This window comes from Streptomyces boninensis, from assembly GCF_048572725.1.
GTDB lineage: Bacteria > Actinomycetota > Actinomycetes > Streptomycetales > Streptomycetaceae > Streptomyces > Streptomyces boninensis.
On sequence record NZ_CP183837.1, the window covers coordinates 4,066,168 to 4,089,525 of the forward strand.

A 23,358-nucleotide genomic window follows, 5' to 3' on the forward strand; every position below is an offset into this window, starting at 1 on the left:
CCGCCGGAAACGTCCGGGCCCACCCGTCCCGCCCAGCGGGACGCCTGCCCCCGAGAGATATCCGGGGGTGGCGCCCCGCGGGGGCAGGATGGGTTACGTGGTCTTCGTCGGGGACGGACTCGTGACTGATGGTGCGGTGGATGCCGATGCCGAGGACGATGCCGACTTCGTGGCCGAGGACGAGGGGGTCGCCGACGGTGACTCCTCGTCGCACGGGTCCTCGGTGCCGCTCGGGTCCGGGGATGGGGAGCCCTTGGACGGGTCCGGGGACGGGTCCGTCGGGCAGTCGGTGGGCGGGTCCGAGGGATCCGGGCTGCTCGGGTCTTCGCTGGGGTCGCCGGGACCGGGGCCGGGGGTCGATGGGTCGTCGGAGCCGCCGCCCGAGCCGCCCGTACCTCCGGAGCCGCCTGAGCCGCCCGTACCGCCCGAGCCGCCGGAACCTCCGGAGCCTCCCGACCCACCCGGGTCATGTGACCCGCCACCCCCGCTCCCCCCGGAGCCCCCGCCATTCGGCGGTGTCGGGCCCACCGAGATGCCGCTGCCACCGCCGCCCGACGACGACCCCGGCCCCGGGCTGCTCGGCAGCACCCCCTCCCCGTCCGGCACCTCATGGACGCCCTTCCGGTAGAAGGCCAGCCACGACAGCACCGTCCGCAGATACTCCTCCGACCGGTTGTAGCTCAGGATCGCCGACCGCAGCCCCGCATCCGTGCTCAGGTCGCGGCCCCCCGCGCACAAATACCGCCCCGCCGACAGCGCCGCGTCGAAGACGTTGTTCGGGTCCGCCCGCCCATCGCCCGTGGCATCCGTGCCCCACCGCGCCCACGTCGACGGGATGAATTGCATCGGGCCGACCGCACGGTCATAGCGCCCGTCCCCGTCGTAGCGCCCGCCATCCGTATCCGAGATATTCGCGAAGCCGTTGCCATTCAGCACCGGTCCGCGGATCACATGCCGCGTCCTCCCCGACGCGTCCACATCCCCGCCCCGCGCATGCCCCGACTCCACCTTCCCGATCGCCGCCAGCAGCTGCCAGGGCAGCTTGCAGCCCGGCTGGGTGTCCGCCAGGGCGGCCTCTGCCTTCTTGTACGCGGCGAGCACCGTCGCGGGTATGCCTGCCTGGCCCTTTACGTCCCCGAGCGCCGTCTCGACACCGGATCCGCCACCGCCGCTGCCCTTCTCGCGGCCCTCCAACGGCGGCAGTTCGGTGTGGTACGAGTCGTCGGACGAGGCGTCCGGTGGCAGCGGATCCGGCGTGCGGTGGCCCTGGGTCCGCGCGCCCTCGTCGCGGGCGCCGAAGACGCCCGGGGCCTGTGAGGCGGTCAGTGCGAGCATGGCCGCCGCGGCGGCGGCCGTGCCTGCCGCGCCGCGGCGCATGCGGAAGGCGCCGGTGCGCCGGCGGGTCTTGCGGTGTTTGTTGGTGCGGCTCACGATGGCCTACCTCCGGTCAGCAGTTGGATTCCGCCGGCTTGCCCGCCAGTCGGTCGGCGACGTACGCGGAGGCGTCCGCGTTGCCCGCCTGGATGCCCCAGAGGTGGTCCTGGATGTCGGGCTTGGTGCTGGAGTCGATCGTCTTCCAGGTGAGCTTTACGCCGGCCGCGCACAGCTGCTGGTGCAGGTTGTCGGCCTGCGTGGGGTCGATCAGCGCGTCCTTGGTGGCCTGGTACTGGAACACCGGGACCTTGACCTTCGGGCTCTCGCCGAGGGAGTTCTCGGTGTACGCCTTGACCCACTCCGGGCGGCCGAGCGGGCTGGTGGTGAAGTAGTCGGTCGTCTTCTTGTTCTTGTAGTCGTGGATCAGCTCCAGGGCGCAGGCGCTCTTGTTCATTTCCGCGTACGCCGCCTTGCCCGCGTCGTTGAGCGAGTCCTGCAGCTTCAGCTCCGGGTAGGCGTTGCCGAGGCCGAAGAGGGCGTTGAAGAGGAAGCCGGAGCCGGCCTGGCCGTTGAGTGCGAGCGCCTCGTCCATCAGGTGGCCCGGGACGCCGCCGGCGACCACGCCCTGCAGCTTCAGCTCGGGGGCGTACGCGGGCTGCGTCTCCCCTGCCCACATGGCGGCGCCGCCGCCCTGCGAGTAGCCGCGGAAGACGACCTTGGCGTCGGCGGAGAGCTTGGTGTCGGGCTGGCGCTGGGCGGCCCGTACGACGTCGATGAGGGCCGGGCCGAGGGACTTGCCCGTCATGTAGGTGGTCTTGGGGTCGGGGTGGGTGCCCTCGTAGTCGGGGATGGCCAGCGCGTAGCCCTGCTTCAGCTGCTCGTTGATCACCCACTGCTCGTACAGCGCGCCCTTGGCGATCAGCCGCGACGGGGTGCACCGGAAGGCGGGGCCCTGGGTGCCCGGGGCCCAGCCGATGATCGGCACGGTCGCCGGGTCCTTGCCCTTGGGGACCATCACGGTGCCGGTGTTCGCGACCGGCTCGCCCTTGGCGTTCGTGGAGCGGTACATCACCTGCCAGGTGTCGGCCAGCTCGCGGTTGGTCGGGGTGCCCGGCGCGATCTTGCGGGAGCTGATGACGTCGCCCGGCTTGCCCTCCGGAATCGGGTTGGGGCGCTTGTAGAAGTCGTCCGAGGGCATGCCGGCCTTGACCGTGGCGCCCTGGGCGTTGTCCGAGTCGCCGCCGGAGAGCACGGCCGTGGCGGCGATCGTGGCCGCGATCAGTAAAAACAGGCCGAGCAGGCGCCAGGCCCTGACGGGGGAGTTGAGCAACATCTCAGCGGCTCCGTTAGCGAATTGAGGGTTGGCAGAGCGGGTCAATTGCGGCGGGCGATCACCCGGTAGGCATTGGAGAACGGGGTCCTGCGCACCACCGGCGCCAGCGCCCGCTCCGTGAAGTGCACGGCGGCCAGCGCGGGCACGAGAGAGATCAGCAGCGCGATGCGGGCGCGGATGACGGCCCGGCTCGGGCGCTTCGGCAGCCAGGGGGCGTCGTCGTCGGGTACGAAGCGGGTGGAGAAGTACCAGAGCGCGCTGACCCCGTCGAGCGGGATGTGCTGGTCGCCCGTACGGGAGGCGTGCACCACCGTCCAGCCGGTGGCCTCCAGCTCCGCGCACAGGTTACGCAGCGTCGCGAAGTGCAGGTGCTGCGGCTGGAACCACGGGAGCCAGTACTTCCCGAAGAGCCGGCCGAAGGCGCACTGCGGGTCCGGCACCTCGATCATCATGTGCCCGCCGGGCCGCAGCACGGTGTGCGCGGCGGCGAGCTCCTTCTTCTGCTCCAGGGTGTGTTCCAGGTAGTGGAACATGCTGAGCGCGTCGTACTGCCCGGCCAGCTCGGCGGCCAGCCCGGTCAGGGTGCCGCGGTAGGCATGCGCGATGTGCCCGTTCTCCGCCGCCTTTTCGACGCTCTCGCCCATGTCGAGCCCGTCGAAGACGGTCTCCGGCAGCTCGGGCCGGGCGATCTGCGGGAACTGGCCGTGCGCGGTCCCCACGTCCAGCCACTTCCCGGGCCGGTCGTGTACGGCCATGGCGCGGGCGCTCGCGACGTACCGCTTGCGGGCGCCCGGGCCGCCGAAGAGATCCGTGGTGGCGTCCTCGCCGAGGCCGTCGTAGAAGTCCCGGTAGTAGAAGTCCAGGCCCTCTTCGTTCAGCCGCGGGTTCTGGAAGACGTGCCCGCACGCGCGGCACTCCTCGAGCGTGAACCACCCCGGCTTGAGCTGCACGAAGTCGCGCGTACGCACCTTCACGCGGAGCCTGGTGGCGCCGCACCACGGGCAGTCCTCGCGGCGCGGCATGAGGAAGCGCTCGACGCCGCCGGCCAGTTCGGCCTGGTAGCGGGGGCGCGCCTCGGCTATAGCGACAGTTCGGTCCACCACGGTTCCTCCTCCTCTTCTTCCTCCTCGGCGGCGAGCTGCTCCAGGCGCACCGCGGCCGATCCGGCTCCGCCCGCGGCGCGGAAGGAGTCGCGGATGCGGCGGGCGGTGGCGCGGTAGGAGGGCTCGCGCAGGACGGCGTCCAGCGCCCCGCCGATACGGACCGCGTCGGCCCGGCCGAAGCGCACCCGGACGCCGGCGCCGGCGGCGGTGACCTGCGATGCGACTACGGGCTGGTCGTCCCGTATCGGCGCCACTACGAGCGGGACGCCGTGCCACAGGGCCTCGGTGACGGTGTTGTGGCCGGCGTGGCAGACGACCGCGTCGGCCTGTTCGAGGAGCGACAGCTGCGGGACGGCCGGGTGGATCAGGACATCGTCGTCCGCGGCCGGCTCGCCGAGGACCCCGCCGGGGTCGACTACGACGGCGCGCAGCCGGTCGGCCCTGGCCCGTACCGCCTGCACGCAGCTCTCCAGGAAGCGGGCGCCGACGGCGGTGTTGGCGGTGCCGAGGGAGATCAGCGCCAGGTCGCGGCCGTCGTCGGCGTCGATCCAGCGCCAGGGAAAGTCGGGGACGTCCGGGCGCGGGCCCAGGGCCGGGCCGACGTACGCCACCGGGCCCTGGGCGGCGAGCGGCTGCGGGCCGGTCAGTTCCTCGGTGGAGAAGACGAGGGTGAGGCGGGGTGAGAAGCGGGGGTCGTAGCGGGCGGAGGGGTCGCCCAGGCGCTGGCGGAGGCCGTCGAGGAGGCCGGTGATCCATTCGTCGACTTTTGGCATGCCGACGAGTGAGCCGGAGAGCTCGGCGGAGGTGGTCGATGACGATACGTACGGGACGCCGAGCCGCTCGGCGACCAGGGCGCCCGCGACGGTCTGCTGGTCCACGACCATGACGTCGGGGCCCGCTTCGAGTGCGGCCGTGGTGACGCCGGGTGCCATCGCCTGGGCGAGCGGGCCGAAGAAGTCCTCCCAGAGGAACTTGAGGGCTGCCACGCCGCGGAGGTCGCGCGGCCGGTCGTCGATGCCGGCCGGGCCCGCGCACGGATAGATCCGCGCCTTGGTGCCCGCGAGTCGCTCGATCACGGCCGGCTGTCCGGCCCAGGAGATCTCGTGGCCGCGCTCGGCGAGCTCGGCGGCTACGGCGGCGGGCGGGTGGATGTGCCCCGCGAGGGGCGGTACGACGAAGAGGAAACGGCTCATCTGGCCCGCCCCCCTTCGAGGGCGGCGGCCCTGTCGGCTTCCGCAATGACGAAGTCGAGGGCGAGGGCGCCGACTTCCTCCGCGGCTTCCACGAGCACCGAGTGCTTCTGGCCTGCGACGATCCGTACCTGGGTGCCGGGCAGCAGCTCGGCGAGCCAGGCCGTCTGCTCGGCTACGAGGCCGTCCTGGCCGTTGATGAGCAGCACCCGGCAGCGGATGGCGCGCAGTTCGCCGTCGGTCAGTACCCGGCCGTCCGGGATATCGCGGGCGATGGTGGTGGTCGCGATGAAGCGGCCCGCGCTGCGGCCGAGGCGGCGGATGTGTGCGTCGTGCCTGCCGTCGCCCTGGCGGGTCGAGGCGATGGCCCCGTACTCGGCGACGAACCAGTCGAGGGCCTCCTCCGGCGGCAGCTTGTCGGTGGCCTGGTCGAGGGCGCCCGCCATCGTGTGCGCCCAGTCCTGGGTAGCGGGACCGGACTCGACGACGGTGACGGAGGCGGCGCGGTCCGGGTGGTGGACGGCGTAATCGAGGGCGACCGTGCCGCCGAAGGAATTGCCGACCAGGTGGACGGGCTCCTCGATGCTCAGGGCGTCCAGGAGGGCGTCGAGGTCGGCGGTGAAGTCCTGGAGGGTGTAGCCGGTGGGCGGGCGCTCGCTGCGGCCGTGCCCGCGCAGGTCGTAGAGGACCGCGTCGAAGCCGGCGTCGGCGAACTGCGGTCCGAGGGTGAAGTAGAAGCTGGCGAGGCTGTCGATGAAGGCGCCGTGGATGAAGACGGCGGTGCCCAGCGGCGCGCCCTTCGCCGGGAGCACCTGCACGTGATGGTCGACCCCGTTGGCCTGGACCCGGGCCATCGCTCAGCGCTCCGCTGCGATTACGGTTGCGTCCGCGGCCGCCGTGCGCAGGCTGCGCACGACGTAGGAGACCAGCCGGCCGACGGTCAGCTCGATGATCTCGTCGAGCTCCAGGGAGGCGAGGTACTCGGCGAAGTTGGCCTCCGGTCCGTACCACTCGGCGAGCCGTCCGGAGAGCGTGACCAGGTCGATGGATTCCATCTCCAGGTCGTCGCCGAAGCGGCTGTCGAGCGTGATCGCTGCGTCGCCCTCGGGCGCGTAATCCCCGAGGACGGAGATGATCATTTCGCCGATCTCGGCGAGGACTTGCGCCTCGTCCGGGATGGGCGTCGGCGTGGCCTTTACGGCTTTCACTGAAACAACTCCTTCGTTGTCCATGCCACGACATAGCCCCTGCTCGGTGCGCCGGGCGTTTCGGTCGTCACGTGGTCCAGGCGGACGTGGTGGGTGCGCCTGGGGGTCTTTACGACGAGGGCGTACGGCTCGGCTTCGACGACCTCGTAGTCGCGGGGGCGGCCGCGGAGGCCGGTGCCTTCCGCCTTTGCGGCGGCTTCCTTAGCGGCCCAGAAGCGGGTGAACCAGAGGGCTTCCGGCGCGCTGGTGGCGCTGGCGCGCTCGGCCAGGAGGTCGCGTTCGCGGGGGCCCAGGGCGGTGCCGTACGTGGATTCGGCGCGATCCGAGATCAGCTCAATGTCGATGCCGGTCTCCGCGTCCTTGCCCGGGCGGACCAGGGCGACCGCGGCGTCGCCGCGGTGGGCGAGGGAGAGGGAGAGCGGGGGGAGGGGCAGGTCGCGGTGGTGGCCGATGGGGTACGGGCGGCCGTCGGCGGTGTTGTGGATCGCTATTTCGGCCGGGAAGATCGGGCCGTCCTCGCCGCCCTCCGTCCACAGCCACTGCCGGACCGCGTCCTTGGCGGCGATCCGGCCGAGGAGCCACTGGCGGCGGCCGCGGGGTGGGTGGCTCTCGTACGCGGCTCGCTCGGCTGCGCCGAGGTGGGTGCGCATGACCAGGTCGCGGGAGGCCAGGTCGGGCCAGCCGTCGGCGAGCAGCACCCAGCCGCCGGGCTGCGGGGCGGCCAGGGTGCGGTGTTCCGGGTAGCCGCCGGGCCTTGCGGCGCTGACTGCCGTGAAGCGGCGGTCCTGCCAGGCGGCGATCTCGGCCCAGACCTTGCCGTCGATGCTGAGTTGGACGTCGGCGGTGAGGGCGGTGCCGGTGACGGACGTGATCCGGATGCGGCAGTCGACCTCGGTGGCGGGCTCGGGCTGGGGGCCGTAGAAGCGGAAGCCGCGCATGCGTACGGGGAAGACGACGTTGCGCTCGCTGCGCTTGGCGAGGATCCAGTAGCCGAGGATCTGGCCGACGTTGTCGAGGAGGGCGCCGGGGGCGGCCGGGGTGGTGATGGTGCCGCGAATGTGGGTGTCGCCGATGGCGATGAGGTCGGTGACGCCCTGGAAGGCGGGGCCGTGGAACATCCAGCGGTCGCGGTAGAGGTCGGCGGCGGTCAGCTGGCAGGGCTCGGCGATGCGCCCGTCCGGGCGCCAGGGGGCGGGGGGTGTGGGGTGGGTTTGGGCGAGTTCTACGGTGGCGCGGGCGTAGGGGCCGAAGGTTACGTCGCCGGTGGGGGTGACGGTGACGTCGACGTCGGTGGGTTCCTCGGCGCCCAGCCACTGTTCGAGGCGTACGTCGTGGACGCCGATGGCTCGGCCGCCGTGGGCGCGTTCGGCGGCGTCCATCATGAGCTGGACGATGGTGGTGGCTGGGACGACTGGTCTGCGGTCGGAGAGGTCTGGCCAGTTGGGCTGCTGGGGGATGAAGCAGTGGTCGAGTAGGTGGGGCATTTCGGGGATGGAGACCGTGATTGTTTCCCGGTGGGTGCGTGGGCCGGGGCCGGAGTTCCGCGACACCACCGAAAAAACGTTGTGGTCGGCGGCTGCTCGGTGCTGGGTTTTTTCGGCGGCGTCGCTCCACTCCGGCCCCTCCTCGGGTGGGCGGGTGGCGGTCAGTACGGCTGCCGCGCTTGCGGCCGTTTCGGCCAGGGCGGCGCGCAGCTGGGCTGCCACGGGGTGCCGGTCGGTGTGGGCCGCCAGTGGGTCGGGGGCTGGGTTCGGTCCGGTTGCGCCGTGTATGGCCGAGCGCAGCTCATCCCGTACCCCGGTCGGCAAGGACACCAGCGCCCCGCCGAGGTCGAGGCGGACCGGGGCCGACGCGCGGTCGCGCGTGTCCGTTGCCCGGCCCTCCGTCCACAGTGCTGTGGAAACCCGGTGGAGCTGTGCCAGGCCGCCCCGGCGGGGGGAGTTCGCGGCTATGGCCAGGAAGTCCCGGCCCTGCAGCGTGTCGGAGATGAGGGAGGTCAGCTGGCCCGTGCCCACCTGGACGAAGGCGCGGAATCCGGCCGCGTACATCGCCTCGATCAGAGGGCGGAAGCGGACGGGCTCCAGGAGGTGGCGTACGAACAGGTCGCGTATTGCTTCCGTGCCTTCCGGGTACGGGGACGCCGTGGTGCCGGACCAGACGGGGATGCGTGCGGGGCGGACCCTGGTTCGCCGTACGCCCTCGGTCAGGGGGCCGAGGTAGGGCTTGAGCATGGGGGTGTGGAAGCCGGAGCGGAAAGGGAGGAGCTGGGCGATGATCCGTTCCGCGCGGAAGTCCGCGACCAGCTCCGCCACCGCGGATTCCGGGCCGCAGATCATGGACTGGCCGGGGGCGTTGTCGTGGCTGAGGACTATGTCCGTGCGGTCGTTGAGTATCGACTCCACGTGGTTGGCGGGTGCGCCGATTGCCGCGAAGACGACGCCTGGGACGCGGAGGGAGTCGGGGTCGAAGGGGCCGAGGAGTTCGTCCGCGGCGGCGTCGTCGTAGAGGCCGCCCGCGTACATCGCCGACCATTCGCCGATGCTGTGGCCCGCGACCGCGTCCGGTACGAGGCCGAGCTTGCGCAGTGCGGCGTCGAGTACGCGGCCGACGCCCAGGACGCCGAGGCCGTGCCGGGCCACGTCGCCGACGTCGGCGGCGCCGGGGCGCGGCAGGCCGAAGTGTTCGGCGACCTCGTCCACCTGCGGGTCGAACTCGGCCTCCAGGCCGGGGAAGACGAACGCCAGCTTGCCGGTGCCGGGCGCCAGCAGCGGCTCGGGGGTGAACCACACGTCGCCCTTGCCGCGCCATGGCTTTCCGCGGGCTACGGCGCGTCGGGCCGTCGCGAGCCGACGGGCGTCGGGGGCGACGACGCCGAGCCGGACGCGGCCGGGGCCGGGCTCGGTGCCGCAGCGCGAGATGAGTCCGGCGTCGGGCGCGTCGAGCAGCGCGGCGAGGGCGGCCGGGGTGTCGGCGGCCAGGCGGAGAACAGGCTCGTCGGTGGTGGCGGTCGCCGGGAGAGCCCGCTTGCCGGCGGTCACCAGGGCAATCGGTGCCGCGGTCCCGCGGGATATCGGACCGCTTCCGGGTGCCTGCTCCAGCACCGCATGCGCATTGATGCCGCCGAACCCGAAGGCGTTCACAGCCGCCCGCCGCACCTCCGCCTCCCAGGGGCGGGCCGTCGCCAGCGGGGCGAAGCGGGTGCGGGCGAGGTCCGGGTGGGGGTCGTCGCAGTGGAGGGTGGGCAGGAGGGTGGCCCGGTGGATGGCGAGGGCGGCCTTGATGAGGCCTGCCGCACCGGCGGCGGGCATGGTGTGGCCGATCATGGACTTGACCGAGCCGATCACGGCGGGGGCGGCGTCGGCGGCAGGTGGGCCGAAGACCTCGGCCAGCGTGGCCAGTTCGGCTGCATCCCCGGCAGGGGTGCCCGTCCCGTGCGCCTCGATCAGGCCGATCGCGTCGGGTGCCGCCGGGTCGAGGCCGGCCGCCGCCCATGCCTGCCGCACGGCCCGGGTCTGGCCGACCGGGTCGGGGCTGACCAGGCCACCGCCGCGGCCGTCCGCCGCGACGCCGGTGCCGCGGATGACGGCGTAGACCCGGTCGCCGTCCCGTACCGCGTCCGCGAGGCGCTTCAGGACGACGATGCCGGTGCCCTCGCCGATCAGGATGCCGTCCGCGCCCGCGTGGAAGGGGCGGCTGCGCTGGCTCCTGGAGAGGGCGCCCAGCTGGGAGAAGACCGTCCAGAGGGTGATGTCGTGGCAGTGGTGGACGCCGCCGGCGAGCATCAGGTCGCAGCGGCCGGAGGTGAGTTCGGCGGCGGCCTGGTCGACGGCGATCAGGGAGGAGGCGCAGGCGGCGTCGGTGGTGTAGGCCGGGCCGCGGAGGTCGAGGCGGTTGGCGATACGGGAGGCGACCAGGTTCGGGACGAGGCCGATGGCTGCCTCCGGCACCTCGGGGCCGAGTTGTTCGGCGAAGGCGTCGCGGATTCGGGCGAGATGGTCGGCGCCCAGTTCCGGGAGCAGTTCGCCCAGGGTGCGGGTCAGCTGGCCTGCCGTACGGACGCGCTGGTCGTGCCGCGCCTGGCCGGGCGTGAGATAGCCGCCGCGGCCGAGCACCACGCCCACCCGCTCGCGGTCCGGCAGCCGCTCCTGGCCGCCGGCGTCGGCGAGGGCGCGGGCGGCGACGGAGAGGGCGATGAGCTGGTCCGGGTCCGTACCGGGCACGGATCCCGGCATCACGCCGAAGCGGGTGACGTCGACGGCGGCCAGGTCGTCGACGAAGCCGCCGCGCCTGCAATAGACGCGGTCGGGGAAGTAGGCGGGGTCCCAGCGGTGCGCCGGGACGTCGGTGATGGCGTCGGCGCCGGTGACCAGGCCGTTCCAGTACGCCTCCAGGTCGGCGGCGCCGGGGAAGAGGACGGCCATCCCGGTGATGGCGATATCCACGGGCGTCACCACCCCGAGGCCGTGTAGACGACGGAGGTCAGTGCCGGGTCGCCCCAGGCGAGTTCGCGGAGGAGGGCGAGGACGCCCTCGTCGGGGTCGATGAGCTCTACGCCGCGGCGGGCGTAGTCGCGGCCGAGCTCCGGGGTGACCATGCCGGCGTGGGCGCCGACCGGGGCCCAGGGGCCCCAGTGGACGGTGAGGGCGCGGTGGCCGGTGCGGGCGGCCCAGTTGGTGCCGATCTGTTCCAGCGCGTCGTTGGCGGCGGCGTAGTCGGCCTGGCCCGCGTTGCCGTAGACGGCGGCGATGGAGCCGAAGAGGACGGCGAGGAGGGGGCCTTCGGCGAGTTCGGCGGCGGCGTCGAGGAGGTGGCGGGCGGAGTCGGTCTTCGTGCCGTAGACGCGGTGGAAGGACTCCGGGTCCTTGTCGGCCACGAGCCGGTCTTCGATGACTCCGGCGGCGCCGATGACGGCGTCTATGCGCCCGTGTTCGGCGGCGATCTCTTTGAGCGTACGGCGGACTGCGTCGGCGTCGCGGAGGTCGCAGGCGTGGTAGCGGGCTGGGCTGCCGAGGGCGCGCAGCTCGCGGAGGGTGGCGGCGATTTCGCGCTGGGCGAGGATGCGGTCGGCGGTGGCGGCTGCTTGGGCGGGGGTGAGGCGGGGGGCTGGGGCGGTGCCCTGGGCGCCGGCCCTTGCGCTGGCCTGGGCGCCGGTCTGGGCGCTGCCGCGGCGGGCGAGGGCGGCGATGAGCGCGGGGCGGTCGTGTGCGCCTTCGGTGTCGGGGTGTTCGGGCGCGGCGGGGAGCGGCGTACGCCCCAGCAACTCGACGCGGCAGCGGGCAGCTTGCGCGAGGGCGAGGGCGAAGCGCGCGGTGATCCCGCGGGCGCCACCGGCGAGGACGACGACGGAGTCGGCGGTGAGGCCGATCGCCTGCGCCTCGGCGGCCCCGTCGGCGGCGGGGCCGGCACCGCGGGCGCCGAGGGCGGAGGTGAGGGGCGCGGGTATGGGGAGGGGGGTGCGGCGGCCGTCGGGGGTGAGGTCGATGACGGGCTCGGCGGGGCGGGCGAGCGGGTCGCTCGTGGTGAGGGTGGGCGCAGCGCCTGCGGGTTGGGCCGCGGCCGTGCCCGGTCGGGCGGTCTCACCCAATCCGTCGTCCACCGGCGGGAGTTCGCGCAGCAGTGCCTCGGGGGTGAGGTCGAAGCCGGTGAAGCGTACGAGCCGGGCGCCTGTCCTCGGGTACTCGCGGGCGATGGAGCGCATCAGCCCCGCGAGGCCCGCGCCGGCGGGGTCGTCGGTGCGGCAGGCGGCCACGAGCCACCTGAGGCGGTGGTCGAGGGCCGCCTGGAGGGCGGCGAAGGCGTCGGGCAGCACGGGCTCGCCGCCGGCGAGGGCGCCCAGGTGGAACACTCCGTCCAGGGGGCCGTACTCGGCGCCGAGCAGCTGCGCGGCGTCGTACGCCCCGGCGTCGGCGCCCGCCCGGCCGAGGGCGGCTACGAGATCGGCGCCGAAGTCCCCGCCCCCGAGCACGGCGAACCGCCTGCCCGCGAGGTCGGGCACGCCCGGCACCCCCTCGATCGGCGCGGCCTCGACGACGAGCCGCTTGGGCGCGGCGGCGAGAAGCTGGGCGGCGGCCTGGTGGGAGGCCTTCCCGCCCGCCCCGCGAGACCCGGTATGGCCGGGGCCGGTGTGATCGCGCTGCGCCGGGGTTGCCCCGCTCTCATCGCCGTGGACGCCCGGCTCCGCCTCGGCGGAACGCACGCCCACAGCTCGCACATTGTCGCGGCCGCTCGCGGCGCTCGCTGAAACCCCGCCGGAGCCCGGGATGCCCGCACCGGCCTCCGACGGGGCGCTTGTGTGGGCGGCTTCCGCGCTGTCGCCGGGGCCGGACGGCACCAGTCGCTCCGCCAGCCACCCCGTGATCGCCCCCGCCGTACGGGCCTTCGCCAGCTCCTCCAGCTCGTCGTCGCCCAGCGCACTCGCGTCGCCGTCAGGCGACAGGCGCATGGCCAGCTCGCCCGCGATCTCCGTGCGCTTGATGGAGTCGATGCTGAGGTCGGCCTCCAGGTCGAGGTCGGGTTCGATCATGTCGGCGGGGTAGCCGGTGCGTTCGCTGATGATGCCGAGCACGGCGGCGAGGACCCCGTCCTCGGTGAGGGGGGCGGGGTCGGGCGCGTCCGCTGCGGGCTCGGCCGGCGCCTCCGACGCCGCGGCCGCGGGCATCAGCGCCGGCTCCCCGGCGGCGGCCGACGCGGGTACCGCCGCCTCCGCCGCAGGCAACGGCACCGGCGCCGCCGCAGGCACCCCGCCCCCACCCAGCAGCGACAGCACGACCTCCCGCTGCGCCGCCACCATCTCCCGCGTCCCGCGCAGGAACTCCGTAACAACGGCCTCCCGCTCCACCGCTCCACCGCCACCGCCACCGCCGGTCATCCCGCCGCCCTCCCAAGCGATCCGCCGGGCCGGCCGCAGCGCCCCGGGCAGCGGTTCTCCCGCCGCGTCCCTGACCAGTTGTCCGTCGACCGTCCACCCCGGGGCCCGCCGCTGCGCGGCGCTCTCGGCATCCGCACCCGCCACCGCCCCGCGCCCCTGGAACAGCCACCCCGTACGCACCTCGACCCCGGCCACCGCCAGCCGCGCCAGCGCCTCCAGGAATCCGGGCAGCCCGCTCCCCGCCCGCGGCTCGACCGGGACCGCCAGATGCGGCCGGTCGCCGAGCACCTTTCCGACCAGGCCGCTCAGCACCGCCCCCGGCCCGGCCTCGATGAACACCCGCGCCCCGGCCGCGTACATCGCCTCGACCTGCTCGGCGAACCGCACCGGCGCGCCGATCTGCGCCGCCAGCCCCCGACGTATCGCATCCGGGTCATCCCCCGGATACGGCTCGGCGCTCCGATTCGCGAACACCGGGAACTCCGGCTCCCGGAACGGCACCTCGGCCAGCTCGGCAGCAAAGGCCGGCTCCGCCCCCGCCACCACAGGGCTGTGGAAGGCGCAGGCGACAGGCAGCGGCTTCGCGCCAAGACCCGCCGCCTTCAGCGCGGCGACAGCCGACGCCACCGCATCCGAAGGTCCGGAAATGATCGTCTGCCGCGGCGCATTGCGATTCGCGGTGACCACCCGCTCGGCGAGCCCGGCCTCCTTCAGCGCCAGCTCGGTCTCGTCCGCGGACGCGGACACCGCGGCCATCGAGCCGGGATCGTCCCCGGCCGCGTCGAGGATCACCCGCGCCCGCCGCTCGCTCAGCGCGATCAGCTCCGCCGGGGTGAACACGCCCGCCGCACACAGCGCGACGAGCTCGCCGTACGAGTGCCCGCCGGCCAGGCCGGGGCGCACCCCGGCCCGGCCGAGCAGCTCGTACGCGGTCAGCCCCGCAATGCCCAGGGCCGGCTGGGCATTGCGGGTGTCTGTGAGACGCGCCCGCTGCGCGTCGGCCGCCGCGGCGGTGAAGCCGGCCGGCGGGTAGAGCGCGGGCGCGTGGGCCGCCCCGAGCTGCAGGTGGTGCTGCAGCTCCGGTACGGCGATGAGCAGGTCACCGGCCATGCCGGGCCGCTGGCTGCCCTGCCCGGGGAAGAGGAAGGCGACGGTCGGAACATCGGCGTCGGCACTAGCCAGGAAGACACCCCGCCCCTGCTCCCCCGCCAGCGCCTGCCGCAGCTGCCCGGCCAGCCCCGTAACATCCGTCGCCACGACGGCAATCCGCACCGGACCAGGCCGCGAAGCCGCCCGCCGGGCAGCGGTCGCGGCCCAGTCCCGGAGCCGTACCCGCCCGGAGTCACCCCCGTCCTCCAGCCGGGAAAGCAGCCACTCCGCATCAGCCTCCGCCCCGAAAGTGAAGAGCTCCGCCGGCCACTCGGCGTACCCGAACGCAGGCGGCGCCCCCGCCGCATGCGCGCCGAGCACCACATGAAAGTTCGTGCCGCCGAAGCCGAAGGCGCTGACCCCGGCCACCCGCTCCTCGGCCGCGGCCGCCCAAGGCCGGGCCTCCGTGTGGAAGACGAACGGGCTCCCCGACGCATCCCACCCCGGATTCGGCGCCGACAGCTGCCGCGTCGGCGGCAACACCCCCGTATGCAGCGCCATCGCCGTCTTGATCAGCCCGGCCAGCCCCGCCGCACACTTCGTGTGCCCGATCTGCGACTTCACCGACCCGAGCGCACAGCTCCCCGGCTCGGCCCCCGCCGCGCCGAAGACCTCGGTCAGCACCGCCAGCTCCGTACGGTCCCCGACCACGGTCCCGGTCCCGTGCGCCTCGACCAGCCCGACCCGCGCGGGCGAGACCCCGGCCCCGGCGTACGCCCGCTCCAGCGCGGCCTGCTGGCCCTCGGGCCGCGGCGCGGTGAGGCCCTTGGCCCGGCCGTCGCTCGCGCTCCCGACGCCCTTGATGACGGCGTACACACGGTCGCCGTCCCGCTCCGCATCCGCGAGCCGCTTCAGCGCGACGCACGCGACGCCTTCGCCGAGCGCGATGCCGTCGGCCGAGGCGTCGAAGGTACGGCACCGGCCCGTCGGCGACAGCGCGCCCACCGACGCGAAGAGCAGGTAGTCATTGATCCCGTTGTGCAGGTCCGCTCCCCCGCACAGCACCATGTCGCTCGTCCCCGCGACCAGCTCCTTGCAGGCCACGTCGACCGCGGCCAGGGAGGACGCGCAGGCCGCGTCTACCGTGTAGTTCGCGCCGCCCAGGTCGAGGCGGTTGGCGATCCGGCCGGAGATGACGTTCGCGAGCATCCCTGGGAAGGAGTCCTCGGTCAGCCGCGGCAGCTGCTCCGCCAGCGCCTCCGGCACCTGGTCCACGTACGACGGGAGCACCGTCCGCAGCGTGGTCGCGTTCGCGAGGTCGCTGCCCGCCTCCGCGCCGAAGACCACGGACGTACGCGCCCGGTCGAAGGGCCGCGCCCCGTACCCCGCGTCGTCCAGCGCCCGCTTCGCCGCCTCCAGCGCGAGCAGCTGCACCGGCTCGATGCTGCCGAGCGACGCGGGCGGGATGCCGTACGCGAGCGGGTCGAAGGGGATGGGGGGAAGGAAGCCGCCCCACTTGGACGGTGTGCCGTCCCCTTCGGCCCGCTCGCCGCCGAAGTGGACCGCCGGGTCCCAGCGCTCGGGCGGCACCTCCGTGATGGCGTCGTCCCCGGCCAGCACCTGGGCCCAGTACGCGTCGAGCCCGTCCGCTCCCGGGAACATGCACGCCATCCCGACCACGGCCACATCGAGCGGCGCGGCCGCCGCCGGCCGCTCCCTTACGCCCTCGACCCGCTCCACCAGCTCCGCCGCCCGCAGCCGCAGATAGTCCGCGGCTCCGGTGGACACCTCGCGGTGCAGCTCGCGCACGCTCGTCGCTTTAGTACGCAGCACCGCGACCTGCCCGGCCATGAACATTCCGTCGCTCAGCTGCCGTTCCTCGGCGACGGGCTGCGGCAGGCCGCCGTTGATGCGCTCGACGCCCTTGCTGGCGAGGCGGAGCCGGCCGACGTTGAGCCGCTCCAGCTCCTCCCAGGCGTCCCGGTCGGGTACGGCGTCCGAGCGCAGCCGCTGCTTGCGCGCGGCGAACTCCGACGTGAACGGCGACGGCACGCACCGCGTGGCGTGTCCGGGCGCGGTCTGCAGCAGCGCGGTCGACTCGGCGGCCAGCACCTGGCGCTGGAAGAGCGGCTGTACGGCGCCGCAGTCGACGGCCTCGCCGGTGAAGAGGTAGGCGGTGCCCATGAGGACGCCTGCGGAGAGGCCCGGGACCCGCGCGGCGAGGGCGGCGACCATGGCCGCGGAGCGCGCGTCGTGCACGCCGCCCGCGAAGAGCACCTCGACGTCCTCGGCCCCGTATTCCTCAAGTACCCCCAACTGGGCCTCCCACAGCGGGAAGCTCGCCAGCGGCCCGACATGGCCGCCGCACTCGGAGCCCTCGAAGACGAAGCGGCGGGCGCCCGCGTCGAGGTACTGCCGCAGCAGCCGGGCGGAGGGGACGTGCAGGAAGGTGCGGATTCCGGCCTGTTCGAGGTCGGCGGCCTGGGCGGGGCGGCCGCCCGCGATGATCGCGTGGGTGGGCTTCAGCTCCCGTACGACCTCCAGCTGCGCGGCCCGCGTCCGCTCGTCGGCGAAGCCGAGGATGCCTACGCCCCAGGGGCGGCCTTCGAGTTCGGCGCGGGTACGGGTCATCAGGTCCCTGGTCTGCCCGCCGTCGGCGAGCGCCAGCGCGAGGAACGGCAGCCCGCCCTCGTCCGCCACCGCCCGCGCGAACCGCGGCTGGTCGCTGACCCGCGTCATCGGCCCCTGGGCGATGGGCAGCCGGGTACCCAGGGCCGCGCACATTCCGGAAGCGGGACGCAGCGCCTCGCCCGACGCCGCGCCCCGCACCGCTTCCCCGACGGCGGTGCGCACCGCACGCACCGCCTCCGCCACATCGCCCCAGCGCGATGAAAAGCGCGCGGCGAGGAAGCCGTCTTCGCCGGCGGGGAGGGCGCGGTCGGCGTCGACCGTGCCGCCCTCCCCGCCGTGCTGGTCACGCGGAGCACCGCCTGCCCGCGCGACCCCCTGGACCGGAAGGCGTCCGCGCCGGCGCAGGAGCCGCACTCCGCCGGCAACGGCCGTCTCGGTCCCGTCCATCCCCTCCAGCAGGGCGCGTTCGCGCTCCGGCAGCGACGACTCGGGAAGCAGCGCGAGCTGCACATCGAGTACGACGCCTGCCGCCCCGCCGAGCACCGCCGCCGCGGCGGTGTACTCGCCGATGCCGCCGGCGGCCCAGACGGGAAGGGTGAGCCGGGGTTCGGCGAGCAGCTGCTGCAGCAGCACGAAGGTGGACAGCTCGGCTACCGGCCCGCCGCCGCATTCGCTGCCGCGGGCGATGAGCCCGTCGGCGCCGTCGGCGACGGCCTGCAGCGCCTCGGCGCGGCTGGTCACCTCGACGAGGACCCGGTAGTAGCCGCCGAGTTCGCCCAGCGGCCAGGTGGCGTCGGCGCCGCGGATGACGGTGTGCGGCTCGCCGCCGGGCGCCAGCTCCTCGACGTCATCGGGCCCGAGCGCACACCCGCCCCCGATCCGTACGCCGAAGTCCCCCGGCACCCACCGCCCGAGCTGCGCCAGCGCCTCACGCGCCACCCGGTCCCCGGCGCCCAGGTCGAGCACCCCGAGCCCACCGGCCCGGCAGACAGCACTCACCAGGCGCGCATCGGGCCGCCCGAAAGGGCTCAACCCGATGACAAATTCCGGGATTTCTACGGCAGGCGGCATGGTTCTCCGATTCATCGATTGACGAGGTGAAGACCCGTTGGAATTACCGAATTGGCGGAAGCTGAAAACGGAACGTACTAGGGGGTCACGTGAGGGTCAAGAACAGGACGCAATCCCATTGGCCACGTTGTGACGAGGCTGAGCACGCGGCCCGCAGGGCTTGTCACAAGCCGCTGAGAGACACACTCTGACCTGCGACTATCCGCTACTTTTGCGATGCACTGAGCACCCGCCGGGAGAGAATCATCCGACAGCGTCAATTAATTGACTGCCGTTAGCGCACCACTCGCCTGGAAAGTCCGCGGGCTAGTATTTCGGGCGGCGCCCCACCGCCGGCCATCATCTCAACTTCTCGACAGCCGGGAGGCTGACACATGAAGCGATTTGGCTTAGCGGCGGCGCTGACCGCCGGCTTGCTGGCTCTGGGCGGCGGCCCGGCGGCGGCCGACCCCGTCACGGTCAGCCAGCAGTACAGCTGCAAGTTCCCCATCCTCAGCAACGACCCCGTCAAAGTCACTATGAGCACGGATCTGCCGCCCACCATGACGGTCGGCGAGTCGGTCTACGCGTCGGATATCAAGATGACCCTGGGCCTGAGCCGGCGCTTCGCCCAGGGGGCGGCCGTGCTCGGCGGCACCACGATCGAGGGCAGGGCGACGGTGGGCATCCGCATCCCCCAGCCCGGTGGCCCCGATGTGAACACCGGCCTCACGGCCGGCTTCCCCAGCCTCGACCTCCCCCGGCCCGCGGCCGACTTCAGCGTTACGGACCTCACCAGCATCAAGCCGGACCCGCTGGTGACGTGGGACCGGCCGGGTACGGCACAGTTCCACGCGCTCAGCCTGCGACTGCACGACATGGTCGTACGCGATGCGAGCGGCAATCCGGTCGAGGCGCTCGGCAACTTCAGCTCCGCCTGCACCCTGGAAGCCGGTCAGCACACCCTCTTCACCACCGTCGACGTCCTCGCGAAGGACGGCGCGGATGGCGGGCAGGACCTCAACACCAGGGTCAGGCCCAGCGGCAGCAACCCCGGCACGCTCTCCATGACGCAGGCGGGCACCGCCGTGGCGCTGTCCGAGGTCGAGGAAGGCAAGGGCGGCCTCTCCACCGGCGCCCTGAACGCCGTCACCGTCAAGGACGACCGCGACGGCAACAAGGGCTGGTCGCTGACCGGCAAGGTCAGCGACTTCACCGGCGACGAGGGCGCCATCCCCGGCGAGAACCTCAGCTGGACGCCCAGCTGCGACACCGCCCCCGGCTCCCCCAGCACCTGCGAGCCCGGCACCGAAGGCAAGGTCGGCACCGCGGGCGCCACCCTGGCCACCGCCAAGGACGCCGACAAGACCGGCGGCACCTTCACCATGGGCGCGGGCCTGAACCTCGACGTCCCGGCCACGGTCAAGGCCGGCGACTACAAGTCCGTACTCACTCTCATCCTCGCCTGAGTCAGCGGGCCATTCCGCCCCGAACGGCCCGGAGCCGCTGCCGCGCTCCGGGCCGTTCGCACGCACTCAGGCCGCTCGCCAGCGATAGGCCCGCGAACGCAGGACGACGCTCTCGCCGTCGGTCTGCTCGTAATAGGCGATGCCGAAGACATCTCCCCACTCCGAAATCCATGTGGCCTCGGACTTCACGCATACCTTCGGCACACCGAGGTCGATCAGCCGGCCGTCCCGCCACAGCACCGCGTGGGGGGGGTTCCGCCCGGGTCGGGCGAGGTGCCGGCGATCTCGCGGCGGTTGTTGATGGCGACCGCCGTCGTCTCAGCGTCCCCGCCCAGGGTCAGCAGCGTGCTCACCTGATCTCCGGTCCAGAGGAACGGCTGCCACTTCTCGTCGACGCGGTGAGCGCCGACGACGTCACCACGGGCGTTCAGCACCTGTCGGGAGCCGCGGAACGTGCTCCACCCGCTGCCGGGGAAGTCCCGGTCCTGCCCGTCCTGCCAGATGTACACCCACATGTCGCCGTCCGGATCCATCTCCATGGCGCTGACCGCGACCTGGCCCGCCGAGTTCACCGCCTCGGGCGTCAGGGGGAAGTAGTCGCGGCGCAAGCGCACCGCCTCACCTGCCCGCCAGACGTAGTGGTCCCCGGGCCATCCCATGAAGCCGACGTCGGCGACGACATGACCCCGGTGACTCAAGCCGTGCGGCGAGTGCGCGTACTGCTCATGTGCGGGCAGGTCGACCGGGGTGACCTCACCATGCTGATGCAGATGCAACCGCCAGGGGGTCACCTCATCAGCTACCGGTTCCTCCTTCAGTACATTGACCAGGACCTGACCGCGGTCATTGACGTACGCCGCGTATGCCGCGTACGCCGGGGTCGCGTCCTGCCCGAGAACCTGGGGCTTCCCCCCGCTCCACAGCACCGGCCTCCGGACCCCGTCGAGGTAGCCGGAGCCAGCCACCTGCCCAAGGGAGTTGACCGATTCCGCAGTGCTGACGCTCCCGCCCTCGGGCGCCGCCAGCTCGACGAGCCGGCCCTTGCCCCAGACCCCGCGCCGGTAGCCGTCCGCGCCGGAGCCACTGAAGCCCAGCACCCTGCCGTTGCGGCTGACATCGCTGATGCTCGTCAGTTCGAATGACCCGTCCGCGCTCCGCAGCGGCGTCGCAGCCACCCGAGCCGTACTCGCGCCGGCCGACGTCCCGATGAACACGCCTGCGGCGCCGGCGGCGGCATCCGCCAGGAGCGAGCGTCTGCCCATCGGCCTTCCTCTGCGCACCTTTTCCATCTCGCACCTCCGTGGAAGCTCAGCCGCGCCCAATGCGCAGCAGTTTGATGGCCCGCTTCAGGTCGGGCTGCGGGCCTATCGGGCGGTCCGTGGCGCTGGGCTCCGGCTGATTGGTGCCGGTCACGGTCAGGATGTCGCGGACCTCGGTGGGGGTGAGCGGTGTGCCGTCACCCGTCTGCTTGGCGACGCCCTGGAGGGCTACGACGGCGCCGGTGACGATGGGGCTGGCCGCCGACGTGCCGGTGAAGGTGCCCAGGTACATCTTGTTGGGGTCGGTCTGCGTGCCGTCCGGCAGATTGTTGGCGGCGCCGGGGACGCCCAGAGTGGCCACGCACCTTCCGTACGCCTGCAGGTCCACGCGCTTGCCGTAGTTGGTGTAGTTCGTGGGGGTGCGCTCAGGCCCTGCCTGGGTGCCGCACCTGGTGGTGCCGGGGTGTCCTGCGCCGACGATGATGGCGCCCGAGTCGCCCTGGTCCATGATCGCCTTGGCGTACGGGTCGGTCTCGTCACTGAGGTCGTTGCCCACGTTGTTCGTCCCGTTGCCCGCCGCCTCGACCACGGTCACCCCGTACGCATAGGTGGCGGTCTGGATCGCCTGGAAAGTGATCGGGTAGTACTCCACCGGATAGTGCTCAACAGCCCCCGCGCCCAGCCCGGTCTGCAGCTCCAGCAGGATGACGTCGCCTGGGCGGGAGGTCTGGAGCGTGTGCAGGATGGCGCCGCCGTCCGAGTCGCCCGACGCCGTGAGGTTCAGCTGCAGCCGCGCATGCGGCGCGATCCCGGCCAGGCCCACGCCGTTGTCGTCCTGCGCCGACATGACCCCGACCACGGCGGTGCCGTGGGCGTCGGTGGAGCACTTCGACCCCAGCATCGGCCGCAGCGGTACGGGCGGGCCGCCCGCGGAGGCTGGCTTGTTGGCCAGCTCCTCGTGGCACTGGTTCCAGCGGTTGTGCTGATTCGCCGCCTGCACCGGCTCCTTGGCCGCGGTGGTGGAGTCGTTCCCCAGTTGGCCGAAGGCGTTGTCGCCCCAGGAGCGGACGGAGCGGTCGGGGCTGACACCCAGCGAGAAGCGGTAGCCCGCCGCCAGCGGGTAAAGGCCGTCGGGCGCCTTGCCCGGGGTGGGCACATCCCGGTTCGTGGTGTCGCCGGTGCCCAGCTGGCCGTACTTGTTGTAGCCCCAGGTCACGATCTTCTTGTCGTCCCTGCGGGCCATGCTGTGGAAGGCGCCGGCGCTCAGGGCGCTCACGCCGGAGAGGTTCTTGACCGCGACCGGGGCGATGCGCTTCGTCACGGAGTCGTCGCCGACCTGCCCCGACGTGTTCAGGCCCCAGGCTTTGACGGTGCCGGCGTCCCGTACCAGGTTGTGGTAGCCGCCCGCGCTGATCAGGTCCACGTCGGTGAGGGCGGGGACGGGCTGCGGGTTGGCGTAGTTGCCGCCGCCGGGGCTGTCGATCCCCAGCTGGCCGAATTCGTTGCTGCCCCAGGCCAGCACCTTGCCGCTGGACAGGCGGGCGATGGAGTGGTGCACCCCCGCGGATAGCCCCCACACCCCGGTGAGGTCCCCCACCGGGCCCGGACTGGTGCGATTCGTCGCGGTGTTGTTGCCGAGCTGCCCGTGCTCATTCGCGCCCCAGGCCTTCACCCTTGTCGTCCCGGTGCCGTCGTCGTAGGCGGCCAGGATGTGGTTGCTGCCCGCGCCGACATACTTCACGCCGGTCAGCCCTTCGACCTTCTGCGGGGTGAGCCGGTCCCCGGTCTCCCCATCGCCATTGCCGATCTGCCCCTGAGCGTCGTCGCCCCAGACCCAGACGGTGCCGTCGTTCTTGAGCGCCACGGAGAAGTCAAATCCCGCGTATACGGAGGACACACCGGTCAGCCCCGGTACCTGCACCGGGATCCTGCTGCCCGTCCGGTTGCCGGTGCCGAGCTGGCCATGGCTGTTGTCGCCCCAGGCCCAGACCGTGGAGTCGGTCACCACCATGAGCGCATGGTTGCCGCCCGCCGCGGTCTTCCCGGCCATGTCGTACGGCCCCACCTCGGAGCCCCCGGCCTCGATGTCCGTCACGGCGATGCCGTCGCCTTTGCCGCCGGGCTGGGAACTGGCGTAGTCCGCATCGATCCCGTCGGGCGGGGTAGCGCCCGCTCCGACCGGGCTCCGGTAGTCCTGGTACCGCTGCAGCGGCTCGGCCGGACTCGACCGCTCCGGCTGCGCCATCGCGATCTCCACAGCGGGGAGCGCATTCAGCTCCGCCAGCAGCAGCCCGATACCGGACCTCACCGTGATGAGATACCAGGCGTTCATATCCGGCAGGTCCCGGCCCGTACGGCGCTCCGCCCGCACTCGCCGCTCGGTGACCTGCTTCTCCGGCTCCGGCGCGGCGCGCCGCAGCCACCCGCCCGGGTGGCTACGCAGCACGTCACGGAGGACGGCGGTGTCCTTGGCGTCCTTCAACTTCACCGCTAACTCATGGCGGGAGAAGCCCTTCGGGAGCGGGGCATGGGTGCCGGGGAGCCGGTCCTTCACGCGGCTGTAGTCGTACACCTCGGCATTGGGTTTCGGCACGGGCGCCGCATCGGCGGCCGGCCCGTGGAGCAGGGGGAGGAGTGTCGCGGAGAGAAGTGCCGCGACAGCGGCGGAAATCCGCCGCCGCCGGCGCATGCCAACAGCCATTCGGAGCTCCTGCGGGAGTACGGGCTGGGGGGCGGGCCGATAGAAACACACATGCGGCGGACGCGTCATGTGGGCCGGGACGC

12 protein-coding genes are annotated in these 23,358 nt (G+C 72.9%); 1 reads left to right on the forward strand and 11 read right to left on the reverse strand.

Going from position 1 to position 23,358, the window contains the following annotated elements; translation table 11 throughout:
• Positions 1-93 precede the first annotated feature (93 nt).
• The 8 genes from ACNNMR_RS18435 to ACNNMR_RS18470 form a co-directional block, all read right to left on the reverse strand.
• A complete protein-coding gene (locus ACNNMR_RS18435; RefSeq protein ID WP_420000401.1) occupies positions 94-1,377 on the reverse strand; it encodes a lytic transglycosylase domain-containing protein in 1,284 nt (427 codons plus the stop codon).
• A 70-nt stretch (positions 1,378-1,447) separates the two neighbouring features.
• Positions 1,448-2,707: a lipase family protein gene (locus ACNNMR_RS18440; protein WP_419995722.1), complete on the reverse strand. Its 1,260-nt coding sequence runs from the start codon at positions 2,705-2,707 to the stop codon at positions 1,448-1,450.
• Positions 2,708-2,748: 41 nt separating this feature from the next.
• Positions 2,749-3,810: a class I SAM-dependent methyltransferase gene (locus ACNNMR_RS18445; RefSeq protein WP_419995723.1), complete on the reverse strand. Its 1,062-nt coding sequence runs from the start codon at positions 3,808-3,810 to the stop codon at positions 2,749-2,751.
• Positions 3,786-5,003 (reverse strand): glycosyltransferase, encoded by a 1,218-nt coding sequence (locus tag ACNNMR_RS18450; protein ID WP_419995724.1) that lies wholly within the window; start codon positions 5,001-5,003, stop codon positions 3,786-3,788. The genes ACNNMR_RS18445 and ACNNMR_RS18450 overlap by 25 nt, the downstream gene beginning before the upstream one ends.
• Positions 5,000-5,854, reverse strand: coding sequence for an alpha/beta fold hydrolase (locus tag ACNNMR_RS18455; RefSeq protein ID WP_419995725.1), 855 nt, complete (start codon positions 5,852-5,854; stop codon positions 5,000-5,002). Before ACNNMR_RS18455 ends, ACNNMR_RS18450 begins: the two co-directional genes overlap by 4 nt.
• A gap of 3 nt (positions 5,855-5,857) precedes the next feature.
• Positions 5,858-6,139 carry an acyl carrier protein gene (locus tag ACNNMR_RS18460; protein WP_420000402.1) on the reverse strand — a complete coding sequence of 94 codons (282 nt, stop codon included), beginning with the start codon at positions 6,137-6,139 and terminating at the stop codon, positions 5,858-5,860.
• A gap of 65 nt (positions 6,140-6,204) precedes the next feature.
• Positions 6,205-10,650: a beta-ketoacyl synthase N-terminal-like domain-containing protein gene (locus tag ACNNMR_RS18465; protein ID WP_419995726.1), complete on the reverse strand. Its 4,446-nt coding sequence runs from the start codon at positions 10,648-10,650 to the stop codon at positions 6,205-6,207.
• 5 nt (positions 10,651-10,655) lie between these two features.
• On the reverse strand, positions 10,656-17,867 hold the full coding sequence (locus tag ACNNMR_RS18470; RefSeq protein WP_419995727.1) for an SDR family oxidoreductase: 7,212 nt from the start codon (positions 17,865-17,867) through the stop codon (positions 10,656-10,658).
• 374 nt (positions 17,868-18,241) lie between these two features.
• Between ACNNMR_RS18470 and ACNNMR_RS18475 the strand changes: the two genes are divergently transcribed.
• On the forward strand, positions 18,242-19,315 hold the full coding sequence (locus tag ACNNMR_RS18475; protein WP_419995728.1) for a DUF6801 domain-containing protein: 1,074 nt from the start codon (positions 18,242-18,244) through the stop codon (positions 19,313-19,315).
• A 66-nt stretch (positions 19,316-19,381) separates the two neighbouring features.
• Here ACNNMR_RS18475 and ACNNMR_RS18480 read toward each other — a convergent pair whose 3' ends face one another.
• From ACNNMR_RS18480 to ACNNMR_RS18490, 3 genes are read right to left on the reverse strand one after another with little or no spacing between them, the layout of a single operon-like run.
• On the reverse strand, positions 19,382-19,555 hold the full coding sequence (locus ACNNMR_RS18480) for a hypothetical protein (RefSeq protein WP_419995729.1): 174 nt from the start codon (positions 19,553-19,555) through the stop codon (positions 19,382-19,384).
• A complete protein-coding gene (locus ACNNMR_RS18485; RefSeq protein ID WP_419995730.1) occupies positions 19,531-20,577 on the reverse strand; it encodes a hypothetical protein in 1,047 nt (348 codons plus the stop codon). Before ACNNMR_RS18485 ends, ACNNMR_RS18480 begins: the two co-directional genes overlap by 25 nt.
• 46 nt (positions 20,578-20,623) lie before the next feature.
• A complete protein-coding gene (locus tag ACNNMR_RS18490; RefSeq protein WP_419995731.1) occupies positions 20,624-23,275 on the reverse strand; it encodes a S8 family serine peptidase in 2,652 nt (883 codons plus the stop codon).
• Positions 23,276-23,358 lie beyond the last annotated feature (83 nt).

Excerpts from the sequence above, each read along its gene's own strand:
- ACNNMR_RS18485 (WP_419995730.1), bottom strand. The coding sequence starts at position 20,577 with ATGGGCAGACGCTCGCTCCTGGCGGATGCCGCCGCCGGCGCCGCAGGC.
- ACNNMR_RS18470 (WP_419995727.1), bottom strand. The coding sequence starts at position 17,867 with ATGCCGCCTGCCGTAGAAATCCCGGAATTTGTCATCGGGTTGAGCCCT.
- ACNNMR_RS18450 (WP_419995724.1), bottom strand. The coding sequence starts at position 5,003 with ATGAGCCGTTTCCTCTTCGTCGTACCGCCCCTCGCGGGGCACATCCAC.
- ACNNMR_RS18460 (WP_420000402.1), bottom strand. The coding sequence starts at position 6,139 with ATGATCATCTCCGTCCTCGGGGATTACGCGCCCGAGGGCGACGCAGCG.
- ACNNMR_RS18435 (WP_420000401.1), bottom strand. The coding sequence starts at position 1,377 with ATGCGCCGCGGCGCGGCAGGCACGGCCGCCGCCGCGGCGGCCATGCTC.
- ACNNMR_RS18455 (WP_419995725.1), bottom strand. The coding sequence starts at position 5,854 with ATGGCCCGGGTCCAGGCCAACGGGGTCGACCATCACGTGCAGGTGCTC.
- ACNNMR_RS18475 (WP_419995728.1), top strand. The coding sequence starts at position 18,242 with ATGAAGCGATTTGGCTTAGCGGCGGCGCTGACCGCCGGCTTGCTGGCT.
- ACNNMR_RS18490 (WP_419995731.1), bottom strand. The coding sequence starts at position 23,275 with ATGGCTGTTGGCATGCGCCGGCGGCGGCGGATTTCCGCCGCTGTCGCG.
- ACNNMR_RS18440 (WP_419995722.1), bottom strand. The coding sequence starts at position 2,707 with ATGTTGCTCAACTCCCCCGTCAGGGCCTGGCGCCTGCTCGGCCTGTTT.